General features: G+C 64.3%; 12 protein-coding genes and 1 pseudogene. 7 read left to right on the forward strand and 6 right to left on the reverse strand.

All coding sequences use genetic code 11. From position 1 onward, the window contains the following. Positions 1-17: 17 nt before the first annotated feature. The 3 genes from R5H32_RS17860 to R5H32_RS17870 are packed head-to-tail and all read right to left on the reverse strand — an operon-like array spanning position 18 to position 3482. A complete protein-coding gene (locus tag R5H32_RS17860) occupies positions 18-1667 on the reverse strand; it encodes an ABC transporter ATP-binding protein (protein WP_318340050.1) in 1650 nt (549 codons plus the stop codon). 1 nt (position 1668) lies between these two features. Continuing rightward, a complete protein-coding gene (locus R5H32_RS17865) occupies positions 1669-2532 on the reverse strand; it encodes an ABC transporter permease (protein ID WP_318340051.1) in 864 nt (287 codons plus the stop codon). Next, entirely contained in the window at positions 2529-3482 is a 954-nt protein-coding gene (locus R5H32_RS17870; protein ID WP_318340052.1) for an ABC transporter permease, read from the reverse strand. Before R5H32_RS17870 ends, R5H32_RS17865 begins: the two co-directional genes overlap by 4 nt. Before the next feature lie 100 nt (positions 3483-3582). Between R5H32_RS17870 and R5H32_RS17875 the strand changes: the two genes are divergently transcribed. The 3 genes and pseudogenes from R5H32_RS17875 to R5H32_RS17885 all read left to right on the forward strand — a co-directional run bounded on the left by R5H32_RS17875 (position 3583) and on the right by R5H32_RS17885 (position 7581). Continuing rightward, positions 3583-5433 carry an ABC transporter substrate-binding protein gene (locus R5H32_RS17875; protein ID WP_318340053.1) on the forward strand — a complete coding sequence of 617 codons (1851 nt, stop codon included), beginning with the start codon at positions 3583-3585 and terminating at the stop codon, positions 5431-5433. A 71-nt stretch (positions 5434-5504) separates the two neighbouring features. Next, positions 5505-6917 (forward strand): annotated as a pseudogene (locus tag R5H32_RS17880) (trimethylamine methyltransferase family protein). Position 6918: 1 nt separating this feature from the next. Beyond that, positions 6919-7581, forward strand: coding sequence for a glutathione S-transferase family protein (locus tag R5H32_RS17885; protein ID WP_318340054.1), 663 nt, complete (start codon positions 6919-6921; stop codon positions 7579-7581). On the opposite strand, the gene R5H32_RS17890 is transcribed toward R5H32_RS17885, so the two are convergent. The 3 genes from R5H32_RS17890 to R5H32_RS17900 all read right to left on the reverse strand — a co-directional run bounded on the left by R5H32_RS17890 (position 7560) and on the right by R5H32_RS17900 (position 9567). Then, positions 7560-7685 (reverse strand): hypothetical protein, encoded by a 126-nt coding sequence (locus R5H32_RS17890; RefSeq protein ID WP_318340055.1) that lies wholly within the window; start codon positions 7683-7685, stop codon positions 7560-7562. The two genes, R5H32_RS17885 and R5H32_RS17890, sit on opposite strands and share 22 nt — an antisense overlap. 153 nt (positions 7686-7838) lie before the next feature. After that, positions 7839-8480 (reverse strand): hypothetical protein, encoded by a 642-nt coding sequence (locus R5H32_RS17895; RefSeq protein WP_318340056.1) that lies wholly within the window; start codon positions 8478-8480, stop codon positions 7839-7841. 4 nt (positions 8481-8484) lie between these two features. Then, entirely contained in the window at positions 8485-9567 is a 1083-nt protein-coding gene (locus R5H32_RS17900; protein ID WP_318340057.1) for a hypothetical protein, read from the reverse strand. A 243-nt stretch (positions 9568-9810) separates the two neighbouring features. On the opposite strand from R5H32_RS17900, the gene R5H32_RS17905 reads away from it, so the two are divergent. From R5H32_RS17905 to R5H32_RS17920, 4 genes are read left to right on the forward strand one after another with little or no spacing between them, the layout of a single operon-like run. Next, positions 9811-10962 (forward strand): FAD-dependent oxidoreductase, encoded by a 1152-nt coding sequence (locus R5H32_RS17905; protein WP_318340058.1) that lies wholly within the window; start codon positions 9811-9813, stop codon positions 10960-10962. A 14-nt stretch (positions 10963-10976) separates the two neighbouring features. Further along, entirely contained in the window at positions 10977-11249 is a 273-nt protein-coding gene (locus R5H32_RS17910) for a sarcosine oxidase subunit delta (RefSeq protein WP_318340059.1), read from the forward strand. Then, positions 11246-14125: a 2Fe-2S iron-sulfur cluster-binding protein gene (locus R5H32_RS17915; protein WP_318340060.1), complete on the forward strand. Its 2880-nt coding sequence runs from the start codon at positions 11246-11248 to the stop codon at positions 14123-14125. Before R5H32_RS17910 ends, R5H32_RS17915 begins: the two co-directional genes overlap by 4 nt. After that, a complete protein-coding gene (locus R5H32_RS17920) occupies positions 14118-14669 on the forward strand; it encodes a hypothetical protein (RefSeq protein ID WP_318340061.1) in 552 nt (183 codons plus the stop codon). The genes R5H32_RS17915 and R5H32_RS17920 overlap by 8 nt, the downstream gene beginning before the upstream one ends.

Genomic DNA, 14669 nt, shown 5'->3' on the forward strand with positions numbered 1-14669 from the left:
CTCAACACCCGACCCCGTCAATCCAGCGCCGCGACGAGCCTGCGCCGCTCCACCACAGCTTCGTCCAGCCAGTCGGTGCGCATCTCGGGCACGGAGTTGATGAGGATCTGCGTATATTCGTGACAGGGCGGGGTCAGCACCTCGTTCACAGGACCTTGTGCCACGATTCGACCGTGTCGCATCACCGCGATCCGATCGGATATCTTCGAGACCGTGGCGATGTCGTGGGTGATGAACATGTAGCTGACGCCGAGGTCTTCCTGCAGGTTTTCGAGCAGGTCGAGGATTTGCTGCGCCACGATCGTGTCGAGCGCCGAGGTGATCTCGTCGCAGATGATCAGGCGCGGCTCGGCCGCGAGTGCGCGTGCGAGGTTTACGCGCTGGCGTTGGCCGCCGGACAGCTCCGGTGGAAAGCGCCAAGCGAAGGACGTCGGCAGGTCCACCCGTTCCAGAAGCCGGGCCACCTCGCGGTTCGCTTCGGACTGGCTCAGGCCGCGATAGAACATCATCGGGCGGCTGAGGATCTTGTTCAGCCGCTGGCGCGGATTGAGCGCGACATCGGCCATCTGGAAGGCGAATTGAATCTGGCGCAGTTCCTCGCGTCGGCGCTTGCCGACGCTTGGCGCAAGCTGCTTGCCGTCAAGATAGACACCGCCCTCTTTCGCGCCCATGAGGCCCGAGATCAGCCGGCCGAGCGTCGTCTTGCCGGAGCCAGATTCGCCGATCACCCCGACGGTTTCACCAGCGTTGATGGTCAGGTCGATATTGCGCAGGGCGATGAGTTTCTGTGCGGGTCCGTAACCTGCCGTGACGTTCCTCACCTGCAGGAGCGGCGGCTCCTCGGCGTCGATCGCGGGCGGCGCATGGATTTCCTCGGGCATCAGATGCGCTGCCGCCATCAGCGCCTTGGTGTAGTCGTGCTGCGGATCGCGGATGATCTGTTCAGTGGGACCGTATTCGACCATCTTGCCGTCTTTCAGCACAAGGATATGGTCTGCGACCTGCGCGACCAACGACAAGTCGTGCGTAACATAGATCGCCGCCGTGCCGTTGTCGGCGATGAGTTTCTTGAACGAATAGAGAACCTCAATCTGGGTCGTCACGTCCAGGGCGGTCGTGGGCTCATCAAGGATCAGAAGGCGGGGGTCGCTGATCATCGCCATCGCCGCCATAAGCCGCTGCAACTGCCCGCCCGAGACCTGGTGCGGATAGCGCTTACCGATGTTCTCTGGGTCCGGCAACTCGAGGTCGCGGTACAGCCGTGCGGCCTTGGCCAGGGCCTTCTCGCGCGTCATGGCACCGGTGATGACCGGGATCTCGGTCACCTGCGCATCGATCGTCATGGCGCCGTTGAACGATGCGGCGGCCGATTGCGCAACATAGGTAATGTCCCTCCCCCGCAGGTCCTGAAGCGCGGGCAGGTCGAGGTCCAGTACATTCGTGCCACCAAGCGTAACGGTCCCGCCAGTCAGATGGCAGCCGGGCCGCGTGTAGCCCATGCAGGCCAGCGAGATCGTCGTCTTTCCCGAACCGCTTTCGCCGATCAGTGCGATAACCTCACCCGGCTGGACGTCGAAGGAAATACCGTCGACGATCTTGAATTCGCGACCTTTCTTGTCGCGGACCGAGACATCGAGCCTGCGGACTTCAAGGAGCGGCGCGACCATCTCAGATCTCCTCGGGCAGCTTCGCGCTGGAGCGTTGCAGCATCCAGTCGACGAGGACGTTCATGGAGATCGCGATCAGTGCGATGCCGATCGCCGGATAAAGCGTGGTGTATTCGCCGTAGAGGATCGCCTGCATGTTCTCTTTCACCATTACGCCGAGGTCCGATTGTGGCGGTTGGACACCGAGGCCGAGGAAGCTCAGCGCAGAGATGAAGAGGATTGCATAGGTGAAGCGGATGCCGAATTCGGCGGCAAGCGGGGTCAGCGCATTGGGGAGGACTTCGTGCCAGATGATCCAGCCCTTGCCTTCGCCGCGCACGACAGCGGCCTCGACATAGTCCATCACCATGATGTTGACCGCGAGCGCACGCGCCACCCGGTAGACCCGCGTCATGTCGATGAAGGCGATGGTTAAGACGAGGACGGCGAATGACGAACCGAGCGAGTTGATGACGATGAGCGCCAGCATCAGTGCGGGGAAGCTCAGCATCGCGTCGTTCATGCGGCTCATCCAGTCATCCACTCGGCCGCCGAAGGCTGCGGCAAGGAAGCCGAGGCCGACGCCGGCAAAGAACGACAGAAAGGTGATGATCAACGCGAGGAAGAGTGTGATCCGCACACCGTAGATCAGGCGCGACAGCACGTCGCGGCCGAGGTAGTCGCTGCCAAGCCACATCTCGGAACTCGAGCCGGAAAAGCTTTCATTGGTCAGAATCACAGCCTGATCGTAAGGCGCGATCCAGGGGGCGAAGGCGCCGACAAGAAAAACAGTGACCAGAAAGAGAAGGCAGAGCGTGACGCCGGGCGTCAGGTCCCCGACAGCCTCGCGCAGCTCGCCCCGCCATGTCCGCGCCATGTCGGTCATTTCTTGTACCTCACGCGCGGATTGGCGAGAATCGACAGGATGTCGGCGGTGATGTTCAGGAGAACATAGAATGAGCAGAAGATCATCGCGCAGGTCTGGACGATGGGCACATCCCGGTTGGTGACGCCTTCCACCATGTAGCGTCCGAGGCCGGGGAAGTTGAAAAGGGTCTCGATCACCACGACGCCGCTGACTAGGTAGGCAAGGTTCAGCGCCACCACGTTGATGATCGGGCCAAGTGCATTGGGAAGGGCGTGGCGCAGAAGCAAGCGGCGACGGGGCACGCCCTTCAGGATCGCCATTTCGATCGCCGGGCTCGACAGCACGTTCAGTACGGCCGAACGGGTCATCCGCACCATGTGGGCAAGGATGGTGAACGTGAGGCCAGTCACAGGAAGGATCAGAACGCGTATCCAGTCCAGCAAGCCATAACCCGGCCGGATCGAGGCGATGGCAGGCAGCCAGCCCAACTTGACCGCGAAGATAGTGACAAGCACGACTGCCACGAGGAAATCCGGAAAGGATATGAGCGCGAGCGATGTCGCCGTGATGATCCGGTCGACCAAACCGCCCGGCCGCACTGCTGCCCAGAGACCGAACAGGACCGATAGCGGCACCGCGATCAGCGCGGTGCAGAAGGCGAGAATGACTGTGTTTAGAAGCCGCCTCGACACCTCGGTACCGATATCGGCACCATTGGCCAGTGACGTGCCGAAATCACCGGTCAGGAAATTGGTTAGCCACACGACATAGCGCACATGCAGCGGTTCGTTCAGGCCCAGCCTCTCGCGGATATGCGCTACGGATTCGGGGGTTGCAGCCTGACCGAGTATGGCGTGGGCAACGTCGCCCGGCAGAATCTCGGTGCCGACGAAGACCAGAACAGAAACGAACAGCATTGTCAGCAATCCAAGGATGAGCCTCTTGGCGAGGATCTCCGTCAAGCTCATGCCAGGTTCCTTCGCGCGTGTTCGCGGCCGCTGATGTTTCCGCCTCAACTGTGATCACAGAAACATTAAAAAGCAAGGCATACTTTCACGACACAGGGCGGTGAGGAAAGCTGTCCGGAGATGGAAAATACTCGTCGCTGAATCATATTCACGTCTGGCTACGCCCGTCCGCCAGATCGAGGCCGACAACGCGGATGGCGCGCGCTCCATACTGCGCGGGATCTGCCGATGTCACTTGATTTTGGCCTCATTCTGTGATCACAGTTTCGAGATAAGGAACAGGAAAAGCTGTGCGATAGCGACAAAACTGGAACGCGCCCGGCCGGTGCTTTCCGACCAACAGCGGAGAAACGCCATGTCTGATGACAAGTTCAACGAGTACCTCTTGCGCCAGTATGTCGCGAACAGGATCTCGCGGCGCCGGTTCATGGGCACACTGGCCGCGGCGGGTGCATCGGCCACAGTCATCGACGGGCTGCTGGCCCGGCGCGCCAATGCGCAGACGCCGAAGAAGGGCGGGCGCCTCGTCGTCGGCATCGAAGCCGCGCAGGCTCAGGACAGCCTCGATCCGCTGTCATATTACAGCACCGCGAACTTCCTGATGGCGTTCTCGACCAACGAAAACCTCGTCACGCGTGACGCCGACCTGCAACCGGCCCCGTGGCTTGCTACGTCGTGGGAAGCGAATGAGGACGCCTCCTCCTGGGTCTTCAATCTGCGGGAGGGCGTGACGTTCCATGACGGCGCGCCGATGGAGGCCGAAGACGTCATCTATTCGATGCAACGCCACTACCGCGAAGGGTCCGAGGCGCCGTCGAAATCCTATATGAGCCAGATCAAGGATATCGAAAAACTGGATACCCATCAGGTGCGGTTCAACCTTCAGGCGCCCAATGCCGATTTTCCGATGATCCTGTCCGACACCCGGGTGCATGTGACAAAGCGCGATCTCGAGGACTTTACCGGCACGCCTCCGGGTACCGGTCCTTTCAAGGTCGTCGAGTTCACGCCGGGCAGCCGTTACGTCTTTGCGGCGAACGAAAACTACTGGGGCGACGGACCCTACGTGGACGATCTGGAATTCATCGGCATCCCGGACAATACCGCCCGGATCAACGCGCTGATCGCGGGCGATATCAACGTTCTGTTGCAGCTGGATCAGAAAGCGACGCGGCTGATCGAGAATTCGGGTGTCGGTTATGTCGTAAATGCGCCCTCCGGCGCCTTTATCAACCTTGCGCTGATGCTGGACCGCGCGCCGACGAACGACCCCGATTTCCGTATGGCGATGAAATATGCAATCGACCGGCCGGGCATCGTCGACAACATCTTCAAGGGGCTTGGAACGATCGGCAACGACCATCCGATCGCGCCGATCGACCCCTATTACAATGCCAACATCCCGCAGCGCGAGTACGATCCGGACAAGGCCAATTTCCACATAAAGAAGGCGGGGTTGGAAAACACATCGATCGACTTCTACGGCTCGGACGTGGCCGGGACCGGGGCGCTGGCAGCCGCCCAGCATGTGCAGCAAAGCGCCAAGGCGGCGGGCATCAACCTGAATGTAATCAACCCGCCTGCTGACAGTTTCTGGTCCGCCGTATGGATCCAGCAGCCGATGATCACCTCGGGTTGGGACGCGCGCCCGGTTCCCGACTTGATCTTCTCCATCGCCTTTTCCAACACCTCCGATTGGAACGAGACGTTGTGGAACAACGAGCGGTTCGAGAAACTCCTGGTCGAGGCGCGGTCCGTCACCGACTTCGCAAAGCGCAAGGAGATGTATGACGAGATGCAGCTCATGCTGCACGATGAGGGCGGCCACATCACGCTCGGGTTCCGGAACTATGTCGATGCGGCGCGCAACGAGGTGCAGGGGATCGAGCCGCACGGGTCGGGGCCGCTCGGCTTCTATCAGTTCCAGCGCACGGCCTGGATCGACGCCTGACGATAATCTTTAGAAGCGGGGCCGGCGAGTTCTGCCGGCCTCGCTTTCCCCTGCTATCAGGTCAAGAAAACATGGCCCGCAGAGCTCGCGACCGGCGCCGGGAAACCGGGCTCGCCCCGGTGGACCGCCCCCCGCGCCGCAATATCCTTTCCACCATCGACGCCGAGGGCGCCGAAGCGATTTTCGAGGGCGTGCTTGAGGTCCTGGCACGGGTAGGAATGCTCGTCGATGACACCGAGGCCCGCACGCTGCTTGCGGCGGCTGGCTGCCACGAGGACGAAGGGCGCGTCCACTACCCGGCCGACACTGTTCGCCGTGCGCTCGAGTCGATACCAAAGGCGATTTGTTTTTACGATCAAAACGGCGAACGGGCGTTTTCCACCGACGACGCGGTGTCGCGGTTTGGAACCGCGGTGAACTGTGTCCAGATGCTCGATCCGCGGACCGGCGAGTACCGGCCCTGCCTGCTTTCCGACATTTCGGATAATGGCCGGGTGCAGGAGGCGCTGCCCCATATCGATATGGCCGCCGCGCTCGGTTACCCGAGCGATGTCGACCCCGAGACCGAGGCTGTCGAAAGCGCACGGGCGCTCATGGACACGACCCGCAAGCCCGTCTTCTTCACCGGACACGACGAACACGGCGTTCGCTTGATCTGGGACGAGATGGCGGCGCGTGTTGGCGGTATGGGCAACCTCGCCGACCGTCCGTTCGGTCTCGACCTGATCGGGCCGATCTCGCCCCTGAAGCTCGGCGGCGAGACCTGCCAGCGGCTGCTGACGGCCGCGCGACTGAACCTGCCCGTCGTCTGCTACCCGGCAATCTTTCCCGGCATGGCCTGCCCATTGACGCTGGCCGGCGCGATCACCCAGGCGACCGCGGAATCGATTGCCGGCATTGTCCTGAGCCAGCTTGCCGCCCCCGGCGCGCCGGTGATGTCCGGTTCCTCGGTCATGCCGATGGACATGCGCCGGGCAGACATGGCCATCGGCTCGCCCGAATACACGCTCGCGGGGCTCGGCGCGGCGGATGTGTTTCGCCATCTCGGCATCCCGTGCTAGGTCGGCTCCGGCTGCACCGACGCGCACGAGATCGGTCCGCAGGCCTTCGCCGAGGTGAGCGCCAGCCTGCACGGAACCTGCGTCGCCGGCACCGCGCTGACCCACAATCTCGGCGTGTTGTCGAGCGGCCGCACGGGATCGCTCGAGATGCTCGTGGCCTGTGACGAGATCGCGGCGATGGCCAGCCGGTTCGGCGCCGGGATCGAGGTCGACACCGAGACCATCGCGGTCGAAGTCATCGCCCGCGCGGCGTATGACAACAGTTATCTGACCGATCCTCACACGCTCGCCCGCTACGAAACAGAGATGTGGATTCCCCGGATATTCAGGCGCGAGGGAATCGAGACCTGGGCCGAGGCGGGGCGGCCGGAGCTCTGCGCGCAGCTCAAAGAAAAGACATTGGACCTGCTGGAGAGTTCCTGACGTGCCAGACTACACGCTTTACTGTGCCCCCGACACCTATGCGATGGGCGCCCATGCGGTGCTTGAGGAGGCCGGCGCCGACTATGCCGTGCACTGGGTGCACCTGTTCTCGGACAATCCCGACCCGGACTTCCTGGCCGCGAGTCCGCATTGCCGGACGCCCGCCCTGAAGGGCCCGGACGGAACGGTCTTCGAGACCGGTGCCGTGGCGCTTTACGTCGCCGAAGGTCACCCCAAAGCCGGGCTCGTCATCCCGCCGGGCGATCCAAGGCGCGGCACCTTCCTGCAATGGTTCCACTACTTGGCATCGACGCTGCAGCCGGACGTCATCATCCAGTACCACCCGGAATTCTACCATTCCGAGCCGGACCGGCAGGCCGCGTTAAAGGCGGCGTCGATGCAGCGCCTGAAGGGGGTCTACCAGACCCTCGAAAGGGCGCTGGAGGGGGGCCCGTTCTTCTTCGGGTCACAGCCCACGGTGCCGGACTATATCCTCGCGCTGCAGACGGTCTGGGACGTGATCTTCCCGGAGGGTGACATCACCGCCTATCCCAACATCTCCCGCCACCGCGCTGCAATCTGCGCCCGTCCGGCCGTGCAGCGGATACGCGCCGCGCACGAGGCCGAATATACGCGCAGGCGTCAGGCGCCGGCGTCGAAGTAGCCCGGGCGCACGGCCGCGCCGATAAGGTTGACCATCAGCCGGTCGAGCGCAAGGACGGCGGTCCGCCGCACCGCGGTCGTCGCGTTCGATTGGGTGTTGGTCACCTCCTCTATCCGGCTGGGTTCAACGAAGGTACGCCGAGGATCGTGACATCCTCGCTGAGTGTCTCCGGTTCGGTCGCGATCGGAAACTCCAAGAAAGCTCTGGGCCGACTTGCGGGGCGAGTCAGTCAGGTGCTCGGGCAGTGATCCGTCATTCTATTCGGAGACGTCCGTCGCTCCGCCGACCTCGGTTCCTTTCGCGGGGGACATGGCGAGACCGATCGTGTCGCCCAGCTGAATGCCAAGGCCATTGGTGATCCGCGCCCAATAAGCGAAAGAGGCCGCGATCTGCGCGATGTAGGAGATCGCCTTGTCGCCGAATCCCGCTTGCCGCAGCGCCTCGATATCCGCCTTGCACATGGCGCCCGGTTCGCAGGTCAGCTTGCGCGTGTAGACCAGCGCCGCACGGGTGCCGGCGGCTGTCGCGGGCCCGTCCCAGCTGTCGTCCCCAAGCGCCGCGACAAGCCGGGCAGCAGCTTCGCCGTCGGGGTGGTGGTGGCGCACGTTGTCTCCGTGGTTGGCTGCTGCGTAGGTCGAGCCACACAGTACCGCGACATAGGTCGCCACCAGTTCCGCGAGCCAGGGTTCGAGCGGGTTGTCGGGGTTGTGCAGCACCGCGAGATAGTGCGCGTCGGCCGCCCGGATCGCCGCAGGGGTCTGCGACATGGCGAGGTAGAGGTTCTCGACCGTGCCGTCCTTGCCCTTGACCGCGTCGTAGGCGGCAGCGAGGTCGCCTGTCGCCGCGTCCTGGCCGATCACGTCGACCCAGGCAATCGCCTCCTTGCCACCCATAGTCATAGCGTCACAGGCCAATATCGTTCAGCACCGAGGAATTCAGGAACTCCCGCTGCTCCGCGTTCATCATCGCCTGGATCTCCGGCCTGTCGAGGAAAATGAACCGGCCCCTGTCCCACAGCACTTCGCCATCGAATGCGATGGTAAGGTCCATGAGGTGGAAGGCCGCGTCACCGGGGTCCCTGCCGGCCGCGTGCATATGCGTGTAGCGCGGCGAACCATAGGCAACCGTGCCCCAGAGTTCGAGATCGGCATAGGGATCACCCTTGAAATAGGTGCCGGGATTGATGCCGGTGTGCCAGGAATTGATGCGGTAGGGATCGCCCCCGGTCAGCGCGGCGGCGCGTTCGAGCTGGGTTTTCAGCCGGGCCACGAGATCATCCGGCCCGTGGAAGGCCACCATGCGGGACGCCTCGACCCGCGCCATGATCGGCTCGTCAAGGATCAGAACGCTGTCCTCGTAGGCGCGCGTCGAGGAGGAGGTGACGAAATGCCGGATCGCGAGCGTGCCCGTCATTTCGTGGCAGATCACCGGCGGGAAGATCATAACCGGGAAGAGTTCGAGCGCGAATTCGGCCACGGCGTCGCCTCGCGCAGGCTTGATCCGGCTGATCAGATCGGTGCCGCAGTCGCCGGCGATCCGGCACTCCCGCGCGGCGAGGATGCGTTCCAGAAGTGCGTCGTGCATCCGCTTCATCACAACGAAGTCGGCCGTCGCGAAGGGGGCCGCGAGGTAGCCGGGGTCGAGCGTGTAGGTCATGACCGCCTTCGCCCTGCCCTCCGGCAGCGAAAAGCGCACCTGATCGCCGAGGCGCGAGAAGAAGATGGTCCGGTCGGCCCGCTCCATCGCGGCGCGCACCTCATCGGGAAACTGCGTTGCGTCGGCGACCGGCGCCGCCATGATCACCTCGGCCGCCATGCCCATACGTCCGGCGATCTCGGCCACCGCGCCGCACAGGGCGGGATCGAAATAGAGATCGTCGCCGGTCTCTCCGACCAGAACCACCCGGTCTCCCTCGCGGATCCGGGCGCAACCCTGCAGCAGGTTCCGGACCCCGCGTTCGAGTTCATCCCGTGCGACAGTCGTCATGAGCTCCATCCGCGACGCAATCCTTCACGCCAGAAAATGCACACTCTGTGATCTCAGATCAATTGCATTCTCGTCCTTGCCAAAGAATCCCAAAGAATATAACTGTGATCACAGTTTGGCGTATTCGGATCGGACTCGGCCATGGCCTATTCGGGACTTTCCGTCCTTGCACATGCGGCCTTGGGAAACAGGCGCTGGCCAGCGATCATTGCAGAGCCGAAACCCAGGTCATCCTACGACATCTTGATCGTCGGCGGCGGCGGGCACGGGCTCGCTACAGCGCACTATCTGGCCGCCAATCATGGCATCACCGACGTGGCGGTGGTCGAGGCAGGCTGGATCGGAGGCGGCAATACCGCCCGAAACACGACGATCATCCGGTCGGACTACCTCCTGAACGCGAGCTTTGAGCTGAAGAACTTCGCGCTCGGCATTTGGGCGGAGCTGACACGGGAGTTGAACTTCAACCTGATGTACGAACCGCGCGGCTATGTCGACCTAGCCCATTCCGATGGCGAGCTAGAGCATTTCACCCTGCGCGCCAACGCGATGCGCCTGCGTGGGGCAGAAGCCTCGATCCTGAGCGGCGCGGCGCTGAAGACGCGCGTGCCGGAACTCGATCTGACCGGCGAAAAGCGGTTCCCGGTAGTTGGCGCGCTGGTTCAGGAGGCCGGCGGCGTCGTGCGCCATGACGCGGTGGCTTGGGGCTTCGCGCGGCGGGCGGGCGGGGCCGGCGTCCACATCTTCCAGAACTGTCCCGCCACCGGGATCGAGATAGAAAACGGTCGCATCGCGGCGGTGCGGACACCGCTTGGCCGCATCGCGTGCGGGCAGGCTCTGATCAGCGTCGCGGGCGCAAGCAGCGCCGTCGCGGCTCTCGCCGGAATCGAGCTGCCGATCCAGTCGATCAACGTGCAGGCCTGTGTCACCGAGCCGGTGAAGCCCGCACTCGATGCGGTCGTGAATTACAATTCCGGGCTCAGCTATGTCAGCCAGACCGCCAAGGGCGAATTCGTGCTGGGCGGCGCGACCGACGGTTATAATTCCTACGCACGCCGCGGCAGTTTCGAGCGCATCGAGGACACGCTGGCCCGCGCGGTGCAGATCCTGCCCTTCCTGTCGCGGCTCAGGCTGATGCGGCACTGGTCGGGCACCGCCGACATCTCGATGGACGGCAACGCGCTTGTCGGCCGCACGCCGGTCGAGGGGCTGATGATCAATGCCGGTTGGGGCTATGCAGGTTTCAAGGCGACGCCAGCCGTCGGCTGGTGCATGGCCGAACTTCTCGCCACTGGCAGGTTGCCGGACCTCCTCGTCCCATTCGCGCTCGACCGCTTTGAAACCGGGGCTGAGCAGCCCGATGCCGGTCTCGGTCCCTATCCCTGGCTGCATTAGAAAGGGCCCCGAAGATGCTCCTGATCCCCTGCCCCCATTGCGGCCCTCGTGACGAAGGCGAGTTCGATTATGGCGGTCCGCTCCGGACCCTGCCGCCGTTGGATGGCGTGTCCGATGCCGCAGCCTGGCACCGTGCGCTGCATCTTGGAAACAACCCGCGAGGCCCGCTTCTCGAACTCTGGTATCACGCGAGCGGGTGCGAGACCTGGATCACGGTGACGCGCGACACGATCACGCATGAGATCGGCGGCTCTTCCCTGCCGGGAGGGAAAGGCGGGCCGGGATGAGCCGATTGCCACGCGGCGGACTGATCGACCGCGATCGCACGCTTCCCTTCACGTTCGACGGCGTGCCCCTGAACGGTCATCCCGGCGACACGCTGGCTTCGGCTTTGCTGGCGAATGGCCGCCATCTTGTCGCGCGGTCGCTCAAGTATCACCGTCCCCGCGGCATCCTATCGGCCGGGCTCGAGGAACCCTGCGCACTGGTCACGGTCACCGACGCGTCCGGCTCGACGTCGAACCTCAAGGCGACCGAGGTAGTGCTGTCCGATGGCCTCAGTGTCACCAGCCAGAACGCCTGGCCGCGGGTCGACCGTGACTTCGGCGCGCTCCTCCAACTCTGCGGCAAGGCGCTGAGCGCCGGTTTCTATTACAAGACCTTCATGTGGCCGAAGGGAGCTTGGGCCGGGACCTATTCGCGCGTCCTCCGCCGTGCCGCCGGACACGGCAGGGCCGATCCCTCGCCCGACCCGGCGATCTACGACAAGCGACGGAAAAGCTGCGACATACTCGTGATCGGCGGCGGGGCAGCGGGCCTCTCGGCGGCGCTGACGTCGGCCCATTCCGGTTCGACCGTCGTACTGGTCGAGCAGGACCGGTTGATCGGCGGCGCACTCCTGTCCAGCCGCGAAACCGTGGAAGGGCTCTCGGCGCGCGACTGGGCGGAGGATGCCGCAGTCGCGCTCGGCCAGTTGTCGAACGTCACGGTTCTGTCGCGCACACTGGCCTTCGGGCACTACGATCACGGTCTGGTGCAAGCCGTGGAAACGCCGCCCGCGGGCGGCAGTACCCGCGCGATCCTGTGGAAGATCCGCGCCCACAGGATCATCCTTGCCGCCGGCGCCATCGAACGGCCGGTGGTCTTCCCCGGCAATGACCGGCCCGGCGTGATGCTTGCGGGCGCGGTGCGCAGCTATGTCCGCCGCTTCGCCATTGCCCCTGGGCGCCGGGCCGCCGTTGCGGTGACCGACGCGGACGAACGCGCCGACACGACGGCCGCGCTGGCCGAGGCCGGGATCGAGGTCGTAGCCGAACTGGAGCCGGGCGCCGAGATCCTCGGCACGTCCGGACGCCTGCACCTGCGCGGTCTTCGGTGGCGTGACGGAGGCGGCAAGCGCCGAAACGTGGCCTGCGACCTCCTCTGCGTTTCGGCGGGATGGATGCCCACGGCGCATCTCGCGGCGCAATTGGGCGCGCGCCTGACCTTTGATCAAGTCACGCAAAGCTTGCGACCGGCCGCCGACGACGGCGTGATGCGACCGGTCGGCGCGGCGCGCGGTGTGCTTGGCACGGCGGCTTGCCTCGCCGACGGCAAGGCTGCCGCGCACGAGGTCATGGCCGAGTTGGAGATGCACAAGCACCTGGGCCTGCCCCGTCCCGACCCGACGCCCGCACCGGCGAAAGGCTTCACGGCCCGGCGGGGCAGGGCCTTCGTCGACCTTCAGAACGACGTCACCCGCGCCGATCTCGCGCTCGCCCAGCGGGAGGGCTACCGCGATGTCGAACTCACAAAACGCTACACGACGCTCGGCATGGGCACCGATCAGGGCAAGACGAGTTGGACGAACGGCCTTATCGAGATTTCCGCCCTTGCCGGAAGCACCCCGGCCATAATCGGCCATACCACCTACCGCCCGCCGTTCTCTCCGGTCACCATTGGTGCGCTCGTTGGCACGGAAGTCGGTGCCGCGATGCTGCCAACACGGCGCACTCCGTTCCATGCGGGCTTCGAGCGGCTCGACTGTGTATTCCAGACCTCCGGCTCGTGGCTCTATCCGCGTTACTTCCCGCAACAGGGCGAGAGCATGGCCGACGCCGTTGAGCGGGAGTGCCGGGCGGTTCGCAGCTCGCTCGGCTGCGTCGACATGTCGACCCTCGGCAAGTTCGACATTCAGGGTCCGGACGCGAGGAGTTTCCTATCGCGGCTTTATTGCAACAACGTCGCCACCTTGAAGCCGGGGCGCCTGCGCTACGGGCTGATGCTGCGTGAGGATGGCTACGTCCTCGACGACGGCACCGTTGCGCAACTGGGCGACAACCATTTCTTCGTTACCGCGACAACGGCGCATTCGGCTTCGGTCTGGCGGCACATTCAGAAATGCGCGCAGATCGACTGGCCGGAAATGAACGTGACGCTCACGAATGTTGGTGAGCATTGGGCCTCGCTCGCCATCGCCGGACCGAAGGCGCGCGAGCTCCTGCGGGCACTTGATCCCGACTTCGAAACGGGACCACAAGCCTTCCCCTTCGCCGCGGTGCGCGAAGGCATACTTGGTGGCAACCTGCCCGTGCGTGTCATTTCTGTCAGCTTCTCCGGCGAACTGAGCTTCGAGATCAACACGCCAGCGGGTTTCGCTGAGGACCTGCTGGACAGGGTCATGGAAAGGGGCGCCGAATGGGGCATCACGCCCTACGGGCTGGAAACACTCGACGTCCTCAGGATCGAGAAGGGTCACCTGTCAGTTGGAACCGAGATCGACGGCCTCCGGGTTCCCGGCGATCTGGGAATTGGGCGAATGGTTTCGACAAGTAAGGACTTCGTCGGCCGCGCGCTTCTGTTCCGCCCGGCACTTCAGGCCGAGGGCCGCGAACAGCTCATCGGCCTCGTTCCCGAGGACGGCAATACCGCGATCCCGCCCGCAGCCCATCTGAGCACCGCCGAATTGGACGAGAACGGCCGTGCCCCAATCTGCGGACAGCTGACTGCCGCGGTGCGGAGCCCGACGCTCGGCCACTCCATCGCGCTCGCATTCCTCGAAGGCGGCGCGGCGCGCATGGGCGAGTCGCTCTGGGCACACTCCCCCGTCGCAGGGCGGTCCGTGAGGGTCCGCGTCTCGCCGACCTGCGCCTACGACCCGAAAGGAGAGCGGCTGAATGGCTGAGCAGCCCATGCCCCGTCCTGCCAGCGACGCGAAGGGCCACCTTCCCGGGCGCCTCGGCCTCAGGCTCGACGAGGCGTTCCTGCCGCTGGTCCAACTCAACGGAACTCCGTTGGCGCTCGATGCAATCCTGCCGTTGGGCACGGTGCGGACGACGGCTGAGACGCTGATGCTGCGCTTCGCCCCCACCCTCGCCCTCGTGTCCGGCACCGTCCCGGACGGCGCGTTCAACATGGTCGATATCGGACATGGGTTCACCCGGTTCTTGCTGCGCGGCGTCGAGGCGCTGCACTTCCTTGGCCACTACACCAAGGCCGACCTCCATGCGGCGCCGGTCCGCAAGGCGCAGGCGATCCGTACCAGGCTCAATCATTACGACGTGGCACTCTGGTGGCGGACAACGCGGGATGTAAGCATCCTCGTCGATCGCTCGCTGGCGCAGTCCTTCGCCGACCACCTGCGCACTCTCGCGCTGCGCCATGACTTCGCCGATCCATCGAAAACCCCGCGTCCGGTGGCACCGGATGCCCCCGACAGAAGAGGCTGA

This window comes from Defluviimonas sp. D31 (genome assembly GCF_033436765.1).
Taxonomy (GTDB): Bacteria; Pseudomonadota; Alphaproteobacteria; order Rhodobacterales; family Rhodobacteraceae; genus Albidovulum.

Excerpts from the sequence above, each read along its gene's own strand:
- R5H32_RS17860 (WP_318340050.1), bottom strand. The coding sequence starts at position 1,667 with ATGGTCGCGCCGCTCCTTGAAGTCCGCAGGCTCGATGTCTCGGTCCGC.
- R5H32_RS17865 (WP_318340051.1), bottom strand. The coding sequence starts at position 2,532 with ATGACCGACATGGCGCGGACATGGCGGGGCGAGCTGCGCGAGGCTGTC.
- R5H32_RS17870 (WP_318340052.1), bottom strand. The coding sequence starts at position 3,482 with ATGAGCTTGACGGAGATCCTCGCCAAGAGGCTCATCCTTGGATTGCTG.
- R5H32_RS17895 (WP_318340056.1), bottom strand. The coding sequence starts at position 8,480 with ATGACTATGGGTGGCAAGGAGGCGATTGCCTGGGTCGACGTGATCGGC.
- R5H32_RS17900 (WP_318340057.1), bottom strand. The coding sequence starts at position 9,567 with ATGACGACTGTCGCACGGGATGAACTCGAACGCGGGGTCCGGAACCTG.
- R5H32_RS17910 (WP_318340059.1), top strand. The coding sequence starts at position 10,977 with ATGCTCCTGATCCCCTGCCCCCATTGCGGCCCTCGTGACGAAGGCGAG.
- R5H32_RS17915 (WP_318340060.1), top strand. The coding sequence starts at position 11,246 with ATGAGCCGATTGCCACGCGGCGGACTGATCGACCGCGATCGCACGCTT.
- R5H32_RS17920 (WP_318340061.1), top strand. The coding sequence starts at position 14,118 with ATGGCTGAGCAGCCCATGCCCCGTCCTGCCAGCGACGCGAAGGGCCAC.